The sequence below is a fragment of the Nocardioides mangrovicus genome, from assembly GCF_003674065.1.
GTDB lineage: Bacteria > Actinomycetota > Actinomycetes > Propionibacteriales > Nocardioidaceae > Marmoricola > Marmoricola mangrovicus.
The window spans coordinates 915,690-930,796 of the sequence record NZ_RDBE01000010.1; the positions used below are offsets into that span (position 1 = coordinate 915,690).

The window sequence follows — 15,107 nt, forward strand, 5'->3', positions numbered from 1 at the left end:
ACCTGCCCATGCCTCAGAAGTACGTCTACCGCTTCAGTGAGGGTGACAAGGACCAGAAGGAGCTGCTCGGCGGCAAGGGTGCCAATCTCGCCGAGATGACGAACCTCGGGCTGCCGGTGCCGCCCGGGTTCACGATCTCCACCGACGCCTGCCGGGCGTACCTGGCCGACGGCAAGGTGCCCAAGCAGGTGCGGGTGCAGACCACCGTCGCGCTGCGCGAGGTGGAGGAGGCGGTCGGTCGTAACTTCGGCGACGCCGAGGAGCCGCTGCTGGTCTCGGTGCGGTCGGGGGCGAAGTTCTCGATGCCGGGGATGATGGAGACGGTGCTCAACGTCGGCCTCAACGACGAGACGGTCGAGGGACTGGCCCGGCTCGCCGACGACGAGCGGTTCGCCTGGGACTCCTACCGCCGGCTGATCCAGATGTTCGGGCGCACCGTGCTCGACATCCCGGGTGAGCCGTTCAGCGAGGCGCTCGACGCTCGCAAGGAGGAGCGCGGCGTCAGCAACGACGTCGAGCTCGACGCCGAGGACTGGCGTGCCGTCGTCGACGCCTACAAGAAGGTGGTCGTCGAGCACACCGGCGAGGACTTCCCGCAGGACCCGCGCCAGCAGCTCGACCTGGCGATCGAGGCGGTCTTCCGGTCCTGGAACACCGAGCGCGCCCGCCTGTACCGCCGTCGCGAGCGGATCCCGCACAGCCTGGGCACCGCCGTCAACGTGGTCTCGATGGTGTTCGGCAACATGGGCGACACCTCCGGCACCGGCGTCTGCTTCACCCGCGACCCCTCCACCGGTCACACCGGCGTCTACGGCGACTACCTGCAGAACGCCCAGGGCGAGGACGTGGTGGCGGGCATCCGCAACACGCTCTCGCTCGAGGAGCTCAAGGACATCGACGGCAAGTCCTACCGCGAGCTGCGGCGGATCATGCGCCGGCTCGAGACGCACTACCGCGACCTGTGCGACATCGAGTTCACCATCGAGCGCGGCAAGCTGTGGATGCTGCAGACCCGGGTGGGCAAGCGCACCGCGGCGGCGGCGTTCCGGATCGCCTGCCAGCTCGACGACGAGGGCCTCATCGACACCGACGAGGCGCTCACGCGCGTCACCGGCAGCCAGCTCAGCCAGCTGCTCTTCCCGCAGTTCGACCCGCACGCCGAGCGCCAGCTGCTGGCCAAGGGACTCGGCGCCTCGCCGGGGGCGGCGGTGGGCGGCATCGTCTTCGACAACGCCCAGGCGGAGGAGGAGAAGGCGAAGGGCAACGACGTCATCTTGGTGCGTCGCGAGACCAGCCCGGAGGACCTGCCCGGCATGGTGGCCTCGCGCGGCGTGCTGACCAGCCGCGGCGGGAAGACCTCCCACGCCGCCGTCGTCGCGCGCGGCATGGGCATGTGCGCGGTCGTCGGCGCCGAGGCGATCGCCGTCAAGGACGGCGAAATCCGCGTGGGCGACACGGTGCTGCACCGCGGCGACGTCATCGCCATCGACGGCTCCACCGGCGAGGTGTTCGTCGGCGAGGTGCCGGTGGTCGACTCGCCGGTGATGACCTACATCGCCGACGGCCTGGACGCCGCGCTCGAGGCCGCCAAGGGCGACGACGACACCCTGGAGCTCGTCGAGGCCGTCGACCGGCTGCTCGGCCACGCCGACGACGTACGCCGGCTGCGCGTGCGCGCCAACGCCGACACCGGCGAGGACGCCGCCCGGGCGCGCAAGCACGGCGCCGAGGGCGTCGGACTGTGCCGCACCGAGCACCAGTTCCTGGGCGATCGACGCGTGCAGATCGAGCGGGTGGTGCTGGCCGACGGCGCCGAGCAGCGCGAGAAGGCGCTGGCCGAGCTGCTGCCGCTGCAGAAGCAGGACTTCCGCGAGCTTCTCGAGGCGATGGACGGGCTGCCGACCACGATCCGGCTCATCGACCCGCCGCTGCACGAGTTCCTGCCCGACCTGACCGACCTGTCGGTCACGGTCGCGCTGGCCGAGGAGCGCGGCGAGCCCGACGAGCACGACGTCGAGCTGCTCACCGCGGTGCGGCGGATGCACGAGCAGAACCCGATGCTGGGGCTGCGCGGCGTCCGGCTCGGACTGCGGCTGCCGGGTCTGTTCGCGTTGCAGATCCGCGCCATCGCCGAGGCGACGGTGGAGCTGCGCGGCGAGGGCAAGGATCCCCAGCCCGAGATCATGGTGCCGCTGATCGGCTCGCAGCGAGAGCTGCAGCTGGTGCGCGACGAGGCCGAGAAGCTGCTGGCCGAGATCGCCGAGGAGACCGGGGAGGAGCTCGACCTGGCCATCGGCTGCATGATCGAGCTGCCCCGCGCGGCCCTGACCGCGGCGAGGATCGCCGAGGAGGCCGACTTCTTCTCCTTCGGCACCAACGACCTCACCCAGACCACCTGGGGCTTCTCCCGCGACGACGTCGAGGGGGCGTTCTTCGCGACCTACCTCGACAACGGCGTGCTGACGATCAGCCCCTTCGAGACCCTTGACGCCGACGGGGTGGGCCAGCTCGTCGAGGCCGGCGTGAAGGGCGGCCGATCGACGAAGAAGAAGCTCAAGATGGGCGTCTGCGGCGAGCACGGTGGCGACCCGGAGTCGATCCACTTCTTCCACCGGGCCGGCCTGGACTACGTGTCCTGCTCGCCGTTCCGGGTCCCGGTCGCGCGGCTCGAGGCTGGCCGGGCGACCGTGCTGCCGGCGGGTGAGGAGTAGGGCGCGACCCGGCGGGGGTTTTGCCGGGTGCCCGGCAAAACCCCGAGAAACTCGGCTCAGAATCGGTCGATGACAAGAGTTCCGGTAGGTCACCACCCGAGTTGTCCGGATGTGGTGACGGCCCGTCGCCGCCGCGCGGGCGGTCGGTGAGCGCTCGCTGGCCATCCCCGCTTCGTAGGAGGAACCGCGGGAGTGGTCGACGTTGTTTGCCCACCTCACGCGGCAATTCCCCGCGCGTGCGGGGAATTGCGGAGACGCCGTCCCCACCACCACTTCCACCCCTAGGGGTGCCCGTACTCCCGGTACCCGGTGGTTGAGTGGACGGCATGGGACTCGATGACAAGGCAGACAACAAGAAGGACGAGCTCGCCGGCAAGGCCAAGGAGGCCGTCGGCAAGGCGACCGACGACGAGGGGCTGGAGCGTCAGGGCAAGACCGACCAGGCCAAGTCCAACCTGAAGCAGGCCGGCGAGAAGATCAAGGACGCCTTCAAGGGCTGATGCGCGCGAGGACTCGCTCGGCCACCGGCCGGGCGAGTTCTGCGTGTGCGGGCACCAGCGAGAGCCGGGTGCGCCGCTCGAGCAGGTCCGCCGCCGTGGTCGCGCCCTCGTGCGTGACGCCGAAGACCAGCTCGGCCAGCAGGGTCGGCACCCCCGGTGCGAGCGGTGAGGCCAGCTCGGCGCTGGACCAACCTGTGGTCTGTGCCGCCGAGGTGAGCACGAGGTCGGCCTCGGTGCCGTATCGCCGCTGCAGCCGGTCGGCGGGGTCGAGGTTCTCGCGGGGCGCCGCGCCCAGCAGTGGCAGCGTCCGCGTCCGGCAGGGGCCGCACGCGAGTCCGGTGGCGTCGACGGCGTCCTGGGCCATCCGGCGGTAGGTCGTCAGCTTGCCGCCGACCACGGTCACCACGCCGTCGTCGACCAGCACGGCGTGACGGCGGGACAGGTCGGCGGTGGAGCCGTTGGAGTCCAGCAGTGGGCGAAGTCCGGCGTACGCACTGAGCACGTCGGCGTGCTTGATTGGCTGCTCCAGCACGCGGGCCACCGTGTCCAGCAGGAAGTCGACCTCCTGTGGCGTCGGTTCGGGCACGTCGGGCACCGGGCCGTCGGCGGGCACGTCGGTGAGCCCGACGTAGCGGGTGCCGTCGGGCTGCGGCAGCACGAACACGAAGCGGTTGCGCGAGCCCGGCACCGGGGCCATCACCGCGGCGCGCAGGTCGGGCAGCGAGGCCGGGCCGAGGACGAGGTGAGTGCCGCGCGAGGGTCGCAGTCGCGCCGACGGTGCCAGCGTGCCGGCCCACACGCCGGTGGCGTTCACCACCGCCTTCGCGCGCAGGGTCAGTGACGAGAAGGTGCGCTCGTCGAGCAGCATCGCGCCGTTGCCCGAGACCGATGTCGCGCGCACCCGCGTGCGCACGTGCGCGCCGTGCGCGGCGGCGGTGCGGGCGATCGCCACCACCAGGCGCGCGTCGTCCTCCAGCTGGCCGTCGAAGGAGAGCACCGCCCCGCGCAGGCCTTGCCGCCGGATGCCGGGGGCCAGCGCGAGCGCCTCGGCGGCACTGATCCGCCGCGAGCGCGGCAGCACCTGCGCCGACGTCCGGGCGCCGGCTCGCAGCAGGTCGCCCGCGGCCGTGCCGGCCCGGGTGAGCGCGGCCGAGAGGTGGTCGGTGGCCGGGGTCAGCGGGACCACCATCCGCAGCGTCCGCGTCAGGTGCGGCGCCGTGGTCTGCATCAAGACGCCTCGCTCCACGGCGCTCTCGTGGGCCACGCCCACCTGTCCGTGTGCGAGGTAGCGCAGTCCGCCGTGCACCAGCTTCGAGCTCCACCGGCTGGTGCCGAAGGCGAGGTCGTGCGCGTCGACGGCCACAACCGACAGCCCGCGCGTGGCGGCATCGAGGGCCACGCCCGCGCCGGTGACGCCGAGGCCGACGACCAGCAGGTCGCAGGACTCCGGCAGCGCGTCGGCGCCGACGCCGATCGCAGCAGGCGACGTCACGGTGCGAGGTACCGCTCGACCAGGGCCAGGAGCTCGCGGTCGAGGATCGCCACGCTCACCTGGTGGTCGACCATCGTCTCGGCCGAGAGCCCGAAGCCGTGGGCGGCGAGCACGACGCTGCGCGCGAGCGCGTGCACGTTGCCGCGGCGCACCTCGCCGCGGCGCTGGCCCTGGCGCAGCAGGGGGACCAGCAGGTCCAGCACCAGCTGCTGCGAGCGGCCGCGGCGCTCGAGCAGGTAGGGCAGCAGCAGCTCGGGGTCGACCTCGAGCATCCGACCGAACAGCTCGTCCGCGCGCAGCAGTCGCACCAGGTCGACGACGGCGCGGGCGATGTCGCGCCGCGACAGCCGGTCTTCGCTCGAGTCGAGGCCTGCCAGGACGTCGGCCCACTCACGGGTCATCAGGTCGCCGAACAGCGCGGTCATGTCGGGCCAGCGGCGGTAGATCGTCATCCGGCTGACGCCGGCGCGCCTCGCCACCTCGGCCAGGGAGGTCCGCCGCCAGCCGACGGCCAACACCGAGTCGCGGGCGGCGTCGAGCACCGGATCCCGGTCGGTGTGACGAACTGACGTCATGTGTCACACTGTAACGCATGACGCGAGAGATGCACTGGAGCCGATGGGGCGACCCGGACCGCTCCGGGCCGTTGGCCCCGGCCGCCCGCGAGCTGGTCGACGCCTTCCTCGGCACTCGCGACACACCGGCGCTCGCCGAGGCCGAGGCACGGCTGGCCCCGCCGCTGCCGGCGCATCTGTGTGCGACGTTCGCCGGCGTCGTGGGCGCCGAGCAGGTGCGGGTCGACGACGCCACCCGGCTGCGCCACACGCGCGGGAAGTCCACCCCCGACCTGCTGCTGCTGCGCTCGGGCGACGCCGGCGACGCGCCCGGTGCGGTGGTGCGTCCGGCCGACCACGACCAGGTGCAGGCCGTCGTGGACGTGTGCGTCCGCGAGCACGTGGCGCTCGTGCCGTTCGGCGGCGGCACGTCGGTGGTGGGTGGCCTGGTCGCCGACCGGGACGGCTTCGCGGGCGTGATCGCGCTCGACCTGGCCCGGCTGGACCGGCTGGTCGAGGTCGATCCCCTCTCCGGCACGGCGGTCCTGGAGGCGGGCCTGCGGGCGCCCGAGGCCGAGGCGCTGCTGGCCGAGCACGGTCTCAGCCTGGGCCACCACCCGCAGTCCTTCGAGTACGCCACCATCGGCGGCTTCGCCGCCACCCGTTCCAGCGGCCAGGCCTCCGCCGGCTACGGCCGTTTCGACGAGATGGTGCTGGGCCTCACCGCGGCCACCCCCCGCGGCCGGCTCGACCTGGATACGGCACCAGCCACCGCCGCGGGTCCCGACCTGCGGCAGTGGCTGTTGGGCTCCGAAGGGGCGTTCGGGGTCATCACGTCGGTCCGGGTGACGGTGCACCCGCTACCGGTCGCCGTGCTCGACGAGGCGTGGCGGCTGCCCTCGTTCGCCGCCGGCCTCGACGCCGTCCGGGAGGTCGCGCGGTCGGGGCTGGCCCCCGCGGTGCTGCGGCTCTCGGACGAGACCGAGACCGCCCTGAACCTGGCCGATCCCGCCTCGGTGGGGGCGCAGTCCGACGGCGGCTGCCTGCTGCTGACCGGCTACGAAGGCACCGCCGACGGCCTCGCCGTCCGCCGCGAGGCCACCACCGCCCTGCTCCGCGAGGCGGGCGCCGAGGCCCTGGGTCCCGGGCCCGGCGCCGCTTGGCGCCGTGGCCGCTACGACGGGCCCTACCTGCGCGACTCGCTCCTCGACGTCGGCGTCCTCGTGGAGACGCTGGAGACGGCCGCCCTGTGGTCGCGACTGCCCGCGGTCTACGCCGCCGCTCGCGCCTCGCTCGGCGAGCACCTCGACCCCGGGCTGGTGCTGGCCCACGTCTCGCACGTCTACGACAACGGCGCCTCGCTCTACTTCACGGTCGCCGCGGGTCAGGGCGAGGACCCCCTGGGGCGCTGGCGACAGGCCAAGACCGCCGTCACCGACGCGATCCTCGAGGCCGGCGGCACGCTCACGCACCATCACGCCGTGGGCCGCGACCACAAGCCGTGGCTCGAGCGCGAGGTGGGGCCGGTCGGGCTGGCCATGCTTCGTGCGGTGAAGGCCGAGCTGGACCCGACGGGTGTGCTCAATCCCGGCGTACTGGTCTGAACCACTCGACGCATCGGGGCCAGGTACGTGACCTGGCCGCGAGTGTGTCGTTGGATGTCGGTGAGGGAGCCGTCGGGGAAACGGTTCACGTCGTAGCGCCACAGCGTTGCGGTCTGGCACACGATGTCGCAGGAGCCGGTGATCTCGGCAGCGACGACCGGTTGGGGTCTCATTCGTGGCACGTGCACCAGACGTCATCGTCGACGGATCACCCCTGGACGCACCGACCATCAACGTCGCGTTGCGCGTCGGCTGGCTGCTGCGGACCTGCCGTCTCAACAGCCGCCTCGAGCACTCGGTCTCCGGCCACAGCTTCGCCGCCTCGCTGGGCGTCGGGCCGGCCATGGTCACCAAGTGGGAGAAGGGCAGCGACAGCATCGACGCCGGCGCGATCGCCGGCTACGAGCGGCTCGTCGAGGCTCCCGCCGGCACGCTGCGCGGACTGGTCGAGACGACGCGGCGCTACTTCCGGCAACCGGTGGGTGGCCGGCTGGCCGAGACGCCGGTGACCGAGGAGCTGGACGACGTCAGCGAGCTGGTGCGCCCGGCGATGACCGGCCACCCGAGCGGCCTGGACTGGATGCACCTGGCCGACGCGCTGGCCGCCGACGGCCCGTTGCGGGTGCCCGACTTCGTCGCTGCCCCGGTGATGGACCGCCTCGCCGACGAGCTCTGTCGCTCGGTCGGCGGTGCCTTCCTGACCCGCTACGAGGCCCTGGTGCGGCTGCGCACGGGACCCTACGGACTGACCGTGCTGCGCACCCTGCTCGACCGGGCCCTGGCGCGCGACACCCAGGCCGCGGTGGCGCTGCTCAACGTCGCGGCGCACCAGCCCACGGCCGAGCTGTTCGTCGACATGACCCGGCTGCTGCTGGACTCCCGGGAGGTCGTGTTCTACGGCGCCGCCCAGGCGCTGGTGACGATGGCCGTCCTCGGAGGCATCCCCAAGGACCGGATGCGCGACACGGTGCCGCGCCTGGCCGACGCCTACAACGCGCTCGCCGACGACCCGGGTCGCCATCACCACATCTCCGGGATGCTGCGCAACCTGCCGCCCGGTGTCTTGGAGACGGCCCGGCCGGACCTGCAGCGCCCGCTGAGCCCGGTGACCGAGCACTACCGCCACAGCCGCGAGGCGGGCAGCGTGGCCCCGATCGCCCACGAGGTCGCGGAGGCGGTCAAGGCCGAGCTGCCCTCGCCCGTGGACCTGATGCTCGAGCGGTTGCTGCACGAGGCGATGTTCGATCCACGCTGGCCCAAGGCCCACATCGCCACGATGTTCCTCAGCGTGGTGCCCTACGCCGACCTGATCGCCTCCCGGATGGTCGAGGTGGCCCACACCCACGAGTCGCCCGACGTGCGCGCCGCGGCGATGCTGCTGGTGATGCGGCTGGACCGGCCCGGCTTCCACCACCAGGTCGAGCCGTGGGTCGACGGCCCGGACGAGCAGATGCGGCGTGCGGCCCTGGTGACCCTGGGGCGTACGAGCGACGAGCTGGATCCCACGATGCTGGAGAAGCTCGTGGTCGAGGACTGGTCGACCGCTCGGCTGGCGCTCTACGCCGCCGGCATGGGCCGTAGCCCGCTGCTCGCGGAGTGGGCCCAGGACCCGGCGAAGACCGAGCAGGTGCGCAGCGGTGCCCGGTGGTGGCTGCGGCACGGTGGCCGCATCACCGACTAGGCGCGCCCGGCTGTGGCACCGCTAGTCCAGGTCGGATAGTCCAGATCGAGCAGCACCGATGCGCGCGTCGACAATGGTGCTACTGGGTCTGGACTAGAGGTACATCCCGCCCCGGCCCGGCTGCTCCTCGCCGGGATCCTGCGACGGCGCAGCACCGGGCATGGTCGGGGCCTGGCCGGGCGGCAGGGCGCGGCGCATCTGCTCCAGCTGGGCGCGCGCCGCCATCTGCTGGGCGTAGATCGCGGTCTGGATGCCGTGGAAGAGCCCCTCGAGCCAGCCCACCAGCTGGGCCTGGGCGATCCGGAGCTCGGACTCGCTCGGCGTCCCTGAGTCGAAGGGCAGCACCAGCCGGGTCAGCTCCTCGTCGAGCTCGGGCGCGAGGCCCTCCTTGAGCTCGTCCATCGAGGTGTGGATGACGCCGGCCAGCCGGGTGCGGCCGGCCTCGTCGAGGGGCGCGGCCTTCACCTCCTCCAGCAGCTGGCGGATCATGCCGCCGATGCGCATCACCTTGGCCGGCTGCTCCACCAGGTCGGTCAGCCCCCGCTCGCCCTCGACCTCGTCGGGGCTCGTGGTCATCGCGTGACCGTCGGGCCCGACGACGACGATCCGCTCCTGTCCCTGGTCCTCACTCATACCCGCGACCCTATGACCGGCCGGTGACGAGCACGATCTTGCCCGAGTGGGAGCTGTCCTCCATGAGCTGGTGCGCCCGGGCGGCCTCGGCCAGCGGCACCCTGTCGTGCACGACCACGCGCACCGACCCGTCGGCCACCAGCGGCCACACGTGCTCGGCCGTGGCGGCCACGATGGCCTCCTTCTCCGGTGCCGGCCGGGCGCGCAGCGACGTGGCGATGACGGCACCGCGCTTGCGCAGCAGCACCGAGAGGTCCAGCTCGGCCGTCGTGCCGCCCTGCATGCCGATCACCACCAGGCGACCCTCAGTGGCCAGGGCGTCGACGTTGCGCGCCAGGTAGGAGGCGCCCATGTTGTCCAGCACGACGTCGGCACCACCTATCTCCTTCACCGCCGCCACGAAGTCCTCCGTGCGGTAGTTCACTGCGACGTCGGCCCCCAGGTCGCGGCAGTAGGCGACCTTCTCCTCGGTGCCGCAGGTGGTGACGACTCGCGCGCCCAGCGCCTTGCCCAGCTGGATCGCCGTGGTGCCGATGCCGCCCGCGCCGCCGTGCACGAGCAGCGTCTCGCCGGGCTGCAGCCCGGCGATCATGAAAACGTTGGACCAGACAGTGCAGGCCACCTCCGGCAGCGCCGCGGCGTCGACCAGGTCGATGCCCGCGGGCACCGCCATCAGCTGGCCCGCCGGCACCGCCACCTGCTCGGCGTAGCCGCCCGCCGCCAGCAGCGCACACACCTCGTCGCCGACCGACCAGCCCTCGACGCCCTCGCCGAGCGCGGCGATGCGACCCGAGCACTCCATGCCCAAGATGTCGGAGGCACCCGGCGGCGGCGGGTAGAACCCCTGTCGCTGCAAGGTGTCGGCACGGTTGACCGCCGAGGCGACGACGTCGAGCACGACCTCGCCCGGCCCCGGCGTGGGGTCGGGATGCTCGGAGACGACGAGGGCCTCGGGCCCTCCGGGATCGGGAGCGGTGACGGCGCGCATGCCGTCGAGCCTACGGGCGCCGGCTCGGGCCCGAACCGGGCTCAGCCCTCTCGCTCGTCGTCGTCCTCGTCGTCCTCGTCGTCGAGGTCATCGAGATCGGTGTCGTCGGTGTCCTCGGTGTCCCCGGTCTCCCCGGGCTCCTCGGTGTCGTCGCCGCCGCCGGGCGCGCCCTCGCCGGGCTTGTCCCACCGCATCGCGAGGTCGGTAGCGGCCTGGGCCATGCGTTCCAGCTCGTCCTGGTCGCCGTCGTGGGCCGCGGCGGCGTACCCGAGCAGGAACGTCGTGATGGGGGCGGCCGCCCGCTCGACGTTGTGGGCGGCGTCGCGCGCCAGGTCAAGCACGAGCGCCTCGTCGACGTCGACCTCGATGTCCAGAGCGTCGCAGAGCTCATCGATCCAGTCGTGCAGGTTCACACCCCAGAACCTCACCCGGCCCCGGCCGTCAGGTCAACCGTCGAGCAGGTGAAGGTCGTCCGGCGTATCGATGTCGTGCGCCTCACCCGCGCGGGCCGGCACCCGCGCCAGCCGCAGCGGGGCCAGCAGCCGGTGCACGGAGAGCCCCTGGGCCGATCCCTGCGCCGGTGCGGGCAGCGACCGCAGCGAGGAGAGCCGATAGGCGGCGGCGAGTGGCTGCCTCCGGCCGTCGTCCAGGGCGGCCCCGTCGACCTCGGGGGTGAGGCCGGCGAGCAGCCGGGCCACGGTCGCGGCCTCGACCCAGGCCATATCGACGGCGAGCACCACGACGAGAGGCGGCCCGTCGGCCAGCACGTCGACCGCGGCCAGCAACCCGGCCGCCGGCCCACCACCGGCAGGCTTCTCGACGGCGAACTCGACCGGTCGCGACGTGGCCGTCCGCGGGCCGACCACCACCGTCCGCTCGGCGCCGGCCAGCGCGGTCAGTCCCCGCTCGAGGAGGCTCAGCCCGCCGTGGCGCAGCGCCGCCTTGTCGACGCCGCCGAGGCGGCGGCCGCGGCCACCCGTCAGCAGGACGCCGGCCCAGGCCCGCGGTGCTCCTCCCGGCTCGCCGGCGACGTCCGATGAGACAGCGGGAGGTGCTGGCACGCTGCGGATACTGGCATGGTTGGTTCATGCCCGGCGACCAGGTGTCACTCCGCGTGACGCTCGTGCAGACGGCCTCGACGCTGGACCCTGCGCAGAACCGGGCGCGCCTGGACGAGGCCGGCGAGCTGGCCCCCGCCTCCGACCTGGTGGTGCTGCCGGAGGCGTTCGCGCGCGACTTCGGGAAGGCCGGGACCGATCTGCGCGAGTACGCCGAGCCGCTCGACGGCCCGTTCGTCACCCGGCTGCGCGAGGTCTCCTCGCAGTCGGGCGTGGCCGTGCTGGCCGGGATGTTCGAGACCAGGGGACGTGACCTGCCGCCGTGGAACACCCTGGTGCTGGCTGACGGCGACCAGCTGACGACCTACCGCAAGATCCATCTCTACGACTCCTTCGGCTACCGCGAGTCCGACGTGCTGGCGGCCGGCGACACCGGCCCGGTCGTCGTCGACGTGCGCGGCTTCCCGCTGGGTCTGATGACCTGCTACGACCTGCGCTTCCCCGAGCTGGGCCGGGCGCTGGTCGAGCGGGGGGCCGAGGCGCTGGTGGTGCCAGCGGCCTGGGTGGCCGGCAACCGGAAGGTCGCCCACTGGACCACGCTGCTGCGGGCCCGCGCGATCGAGGACGTCTGCTACGTCGTCGGCGTCGGCCAGCCCGGGCCGCGCTACACCGGGTTCTCCACCGTGGTCGGTCCAGAAGGCGACGTGCTGGCCCAGGCCGGTGCGGAGGAAGCCGTCGTCGGGGTGGTGCTGGAGCGCGCCGCGGTGGCGGCCGCCCGCGAGGCGAACCCGTCGCTGGACAACCGCCGGGCCGGTCTGGGCGTACCCGGATGAGCGGCCAGATGCCACCGTTCCGTGCTCGCGGGTCGTCGGTCGGTCAGGCGCCCCCGGGTCCGCGACCGCCCGGCCCGGCGCGCCCGTCGCGACCGCCGGTGCGGCCGCCGGCCCAGCCCTCACCCCAGAGCTCCCCTCAGCCCGTGAGTCCCCCGGTGCAGCAGCCGGTGCAGCAGCCGGTGCAGCAGCCGGTGCGGTCGAGCGCGGTCGTCACGGATCGGCCGGCCTTCGTCCCCGGCGGACCCCCGCCGCGCGGCTCGGTCCTGGCCCACGGCCCGCTGCCGCGCACGATCTGGCTCGCGCTGCTCGCCGTCGCGACCGGCGTCCTCGTGCTCGCGCGGCTGCCGCTGACCCTGTCCACCGCTCTGGCCGAGCACCACCTCGACCAGGCGGCGTCGGTGGTGGTGACCGCGCTGTTCGCCACCGCGCTGGCCTACCGGCTGGGCGGTCGCCCGCTGGTGTCGCTGGGGCTGGCGCTGCTGCTCGGCGTCGCCGCGACCGCCACGGGCCGGCCCGAGGTGACCGCCGGCGTCGCCGCGGCCGGTGCGGTGGTGGCCGGTCTGCTGGCTCTGGCGGTCACGGTGCCGGGTCGTACGCCGGTCGCCGTCGCCCGGGAGCTGGCGACGGCGCTGGTCGTCTCCGTCGTCGGGGCGCTGGCCGTCGCCGGCTACGGCGCCGACGTGGAGCCGATGCGGTTTCGCTACCTGGCGGTGGCCGTCGCGCTGGTCGTCGCGCTAGCCGCGGCAGGTCGCCTCGACGCCGGCCTGCACCACCTCAGCGGACGCGGCACGGTCGTGCTGGCGCTCGGCGTGGTGCTGGTGGTGGTGGCTGTGGCCTACGGCGAGGCGCTGAGCCGGTGGGGCAGCACCGACCTGGTCGACTCCCTGGACCGGATGCGCGCGGCGCTGCGCGACCACCTCGGTGCCGTGCCGCACCCGATCCAGCTCTTCGTCGGCTGGCCGGCGCTGACCTACGGGCTGTGGCTGCGGGCCCGCCGTCCGCACGCCTGGTGGGTCTGCGTGTTCGGTGTGGCCGCCACGGTCTCGACGGCGTGCGCGCTGGTCGACCCCACGACGACGGTGGCCCGCGCCGTGCTGGGTGGTGGCTACAGCCTGGTCGGCGGCGTCGCGCTCGGGGCCCTGCTGGTCGTGGTCGACCGTGCCGTCGGTCGCTCGCAGGACCGCCGCACCGCCGCCGGGCTCGGCGGCCGGGTCGCGCCCCCGGAGCCGGCCCGCACGCGTCCGCTCGTGTGAGGCGATGCGCCCGGCCGGGTGGGTACCGGACGGGTGCCGGGTGATGGTCGACGCGGCGCGCGAGGGGAGTACGTTCCGTGCGTGGCCGCCAAGACCCTCTCCATCATCTCCGAGCTCGTCGCCAGCGTCGCCGGGGTCTCGGTGGCGGTGGGCGACGAGGTGCCGGCCGGCGAGCAGGTGGCCCTGCTGGAGTCGATGAAGATGGAGATCCCGGTGCTGGCCGAGCAGGCCGGCCGGGTGCAGGAGGTCAAGGTCGCCGCGGGCGACGTGGTCCAGGAGGGCGACGTGCTGGTCGTCCTGCTGCTGGCCGACTGACTGCTGGCTGCTCAGCCGGTGCGCAGCGGCGCGTAGACCTCGGCCAGCTTGGCCAGCTCGTCGAGCATCGGGTCGACCGAGGCGGCGACGTCGTCGCTGGGCCGGAACACGCCGTCCTCGATCATCGACTGCACCCACGGGATCATCACGCTGTCGGCCGCCGCCACCGCCCGCAGCGGCGCCAGCACCGGCTTGAGGGCCCCGACCGCGCGCTGGCCGGCAGCCACGCCGCCGTAGGCGACGAAGCCGATCGGCTTGTAGGCCCACTCGACGTGCAGGTAGTCGATGGCGTTCTTCAGCGCCGCGTTGAAGGAGTGGTTGTACTCGGGCATCACGAAGACCACCGCGTCGGCCGCGGCGACCCGCGCGCTCCAGGCCTTGGTGTGGTCGTGCTCGTAGCGCTGCAGCCGCGGGTGGTGCGGCTCGTCGAGCAGGGGGAGGTCGAGCTCGCCGAGGTCGGCCAGGTCGACCTCGAAGCCGCCGTGCTCTCGCGCCGCCACGGCGAACCAGTCGGCGACGGGCTTGCCGACGCGGCCGGGACGGGTGCTCGCGATGACGACCAGCAGCTTCATGAGGGACCTTCCGTCGTGGGTGGTTGAACGCGCAACGATTCGCTCCCAGCGTGGCACTGCCTAGGATGGGGCCTCCCGGAGGGGTGCCGGAGTGGCCGATCGGAACCGCCTTGAAAGCGGTCGCTGGCAGAGATGTCAGCCGCGGGTTCGAATCCCGCCCCCTCTGCCAGCTTCAGCCAACCCGTCGAGGAGCCAGGTGTCCCAGGTGGTCGAGTACGCGCTCGCGCCCCGGCTGCGGGCGAGGCTCTTCGGCGTGCTGCTGGTCGGCCTTGGGGTGCTGCTGTGCGTGGCCATGACCGTCGTGCTGCTGGCCAGGCTCTCCCTCGACGTCATGTCGGCGGTGGTCGTCCTGGTGCTGTTGGTGATGGCCGGCGCGGGCTGGCTGCTCAACCGGCGCTCGGTGGTGGTGCGAGCCGACGCCGAGGGCTACCGGGTGCGCCTGGTCCGCGGCGTCGGCGCGGCCGCGGCCCGCTGGAGCGACGTGGCCGACGTGGTGACCGCCGAGGTCGGTGGCGCTCGCTGCGTCGTGCTGCGGCTGCGCGACGGCCGCACCACCACCGTCCCGGTCGACGTGCTCGCCGTGCCCGGCGAGCGCTTCGTCGAGGAGCTCCGCGCCCGCCTGGCCCGGACCCGTCGATAGCCGACCGGTTGGCGCACCCCGAGCCGCCACAGGTAGCCTGAACCTCGCTCACCGCCGCGCCGACCGCGAGGTCCTCACGGCAGTGCGCTGGAGGTGTCGCCTAGTCCGGTCTATGGCGCCCGCCTGCTAAGCGGGTTTGGGGCTACAACCCCATCGAGGGTTCAAATCCCTCCACCTCCGCCGCTCGTCCGCGCCGCGGCACCCTCCTCGAGCGAGGGTGTCGCCGGCATGCCCGGTCACGACGCCCGGTCAGGACGGCCGGTCACGACGCCC

The 15,107-nt window shown here is 73.3% G+C and carries 15 protein-coding genes and 2 tRNA genes; 10 read left to right on the forward strand and 7 right to left on the reverse strand.

The genetic code is table 11. The annotated features are described in order from the left end of the window. The first annotated feature begins 8 nt into the window (after positions 1 to 8). The gene (gene ppdK / locus D9V37_RS18920; RefSeq protein ID WP_121807654.1) at positions 9 to 2,711 is read left to right on the forward strand and encodes a pyruvate, phosphate dikinase; all 2,703 of its coding nucleotides are present in this window, start codon (positions 9 to 11) and stop codon (positions 2,709 to 2,711) included. 326 nt (positions 2,712 to 3,037) lie between these two features. Next, positions 3,038 to 3,211: a CsbD family protein gene (locus tag D9V37_RS18925; RefSeq protein WP_121807655.1), complete on the forward strand. Its 174-nt coding sequence runs from the start codon at positions 3,038 to 3,040 to the stop codon at positions 3,209 to 3,211. Here the strand turns inward: D9V37_RS18925 and D9V37_RS18930 are convergent. Both D9V37_RS18930 and D9V37_RS18935 read right to left on the reverse strand, forming a co-directional pair. Continuing rightward, positions 3,201 to 4,703: a glycerol-3-phosphate dehydrogenase/oxidase gene (locus D9V37_RS18930; protein ID WP_121807656.1), complete on the reverse strand. Its 1,503-nt coding sequence runs from the start codon at positions 4,701 to 4,703 to the stop codon at positions 3,201 to 3,203. The genes D9V37_RS18925 and D9V37_RS18930 overlap by 11 nt on opposite strands. Further along, entirely contained in the window at positions 4,700 to 5,278 is a 579-nt protein-coding gene (locus D9V37_RS18935) for a TetR/AcrR family transcriptional regulator (RefSeq protein ID WP_121807657.1), read from the reverse strand. Before D9V37_RS18935 ends, D9V37_RS18930 begins: the two co-directional genes overlap by 4 nt. 17 nt (positions 5,279 to 5,295) lie before the next feature. On the opposite strand from D9V37_RS18935, the gene D9V37_RS18940 reads away from it, so the two are divergent. Continuing rightward, entirely contained in the window at positions 5,296 to 6,861 is a 1,566-nt protein-coding gene (locus D9V37_RS18940; protein ID WP_232525013.1) for an FAD-binding oxidoreductase, read from the forward strand. A gap of 175 nt (positions 6,862 to 7,036) precedes the next feature. Beyond that, positions 7,037 to 8,542 (forward strand): hypothetical protein, encoded by a 1,506-nt coding sequence (locus tag D9V37_RS18945; RefSeq protein WP_121807659.1) that lies wholly within the window; start codon positions 7,037 to 7,039, stop codon positions 8,540 to 8,542. 93 nt (positions 8,543 to 8,635) lie between these two features. Here the strand turns inward: D9V37_RS18945 and D9V37_RS18950 are convergent, their stop codons facing one another. From D9V37_RS18950 to mobA, 4 genes are read right to left on the reverse strand one after another with little or no spacing between them, the layout of a single operon-like run. Continuing rightward, complete coding sequence (locus D9V37_RS18950) at positions 8,636 to 9,175, reverse strand: bacterial proteasome activator family protein (protein WP_121807660.1); 540 nt, start codon at positions 9,173 to 9,175, stop codon at positions 8,636 to 8,638. A gap of 10 nt (positions 9,176 to 9,185) precedes the next feature. Then, the gene (locus D9V37_RS18955) at positions 9,186 to 10,163 is read right to left on the reverse strand and encodes an NAD(P)H-quinone oxidoreductase (protein ID WP_121807661.1); all 978 of its coding nucleotides are present in this window, start codon (positions 10,161 to 10,163) and stop codon (positions 9,186 to 9,188) included. A gap of 41 nt (positions 10,164 to 10,204) precedes the next feature. Continuing rightward, complete coding sequence (locus D9V37_RS18960; RefSeq protein ID WP_121807662.1) at positions 10,205 to 10,576, reverse strand: DUF6457 domain-containing protein; 372 nt, start codon at positions 10,574 to 10,576, stop codon at positions 10,205 to 10,207. Between the two features lie 33 nt (positions 10,577 to 10,609). Then, complete coding sequence (gene mobA / locus D9V37_RS18965; RefSeq protein ID WP_158604522.1) at positions 10,610 to 11,224, reverse strand: molybdenum cofactor guanylyltransferase; 615 nt, start codon at positions 11,222 to 11,224, stop codon at positions 10,610 to 10,612. Positions 11,225 to 11,250: 26 nt separating this feature from the next. Between mobA and D9V37_RS18970 the strand changes: the two genes are divergently transcribed. The 3 genes from D9V37_RS18970 (at position 11,251) to D9V37_RS18980 (ending at position 13,622) form a co-directional block, all read left to right on the forward strand. Further along, a complete protein-coding gene (locus D9V37_RS18970; protein ID WP_121807664.1) occupies positions 11,251 to 12,054 on the forward strand; it encodes a carbon-nitrogen hydrolase family protein in 804 nt (267 codons plus the stop codon). 143 nt (positions 12,055 to 12,197) lie between these two features. Continuing rightward, a complete protein-coding gene (locus D9V37_RS18975; RefSeq protein ID WP_147456001.1) occupies positions 12,198 to 13,307 on the forward strand; it encodes a hypothetical protein in 1,110 nt (369 codons plus the stop codon). A gap of 81 nt (positions 13,308 to 13,388) precedes the next feature. Next, positions 13,389 to 13,622 carry a biotin/lipoyl-binding carrier protein gene (locus D9V37_RS18980; protein ID WP_121807666.1) on the forward strand — a complete coding sequence of 78 codons (234 nt, stop codon included), beginning with the start codon at positions 13,389 to 13,391 and terminating at the stop codon, positions 13,620 to 13,622. Positions 13,623 to 13,633: 11 nt separating this feature from the next. Here the strand turns inward: D9V37_RS18980 and D9V37_RS18985 are convergent, their stop codons facing one another. After that, positions 13,634 to 14,194, reverse strand: coding sequence for an NADPH-dependent FMN reductase (locus D9V37_RS18985; RefSeq protein ID WP_121807667.1), 561 nt, complete (start codon positions 14,192 to 14,194; stop codon positions 13,634 to 13,636). Positions 14,195 to 14,271: 77 nt separating this feature from the next. On the opposite strand from D9V37_RS18985, the gene D9V37_RS18990 reads away from it, so the two are divergent. The 3 genes from D9V37_RS18990 to D9V37_RS19000 all read left to right on the forward strand — a co-directional run bounded on the left by D9V37_RS18990 (position 14,272) and on the right by D9V37_RS19000 (position 15,014). Beyond that, positions 14,272 to 14,363 (forward strand) — tRNA-Ser (locus D9V37_RS18990). 27 nt (positions 14,364 to 14,390) lie between these two features. Further along, the gene (locus D9V37_RS18995; protein WP_121807668.1) at positions 14,391 to 14,834 is read left to right on the forward strand and encodes a hypothetical protein; all 444 of its coding nucleotides are present in this window, start codon (positions 14,391 to 14,393) and stop codon (positions 14,832 to 14,834) included. 89 nt (positions 14,835 to 14,923) lie between these two features. Continuing rightward, positions 14,924 to 15,014, forward strand: a tRNA-Ser gene (locus D9V37_RS19000). Positions 15,015 to 15,107: the final 93 nt, after the last annotated feature.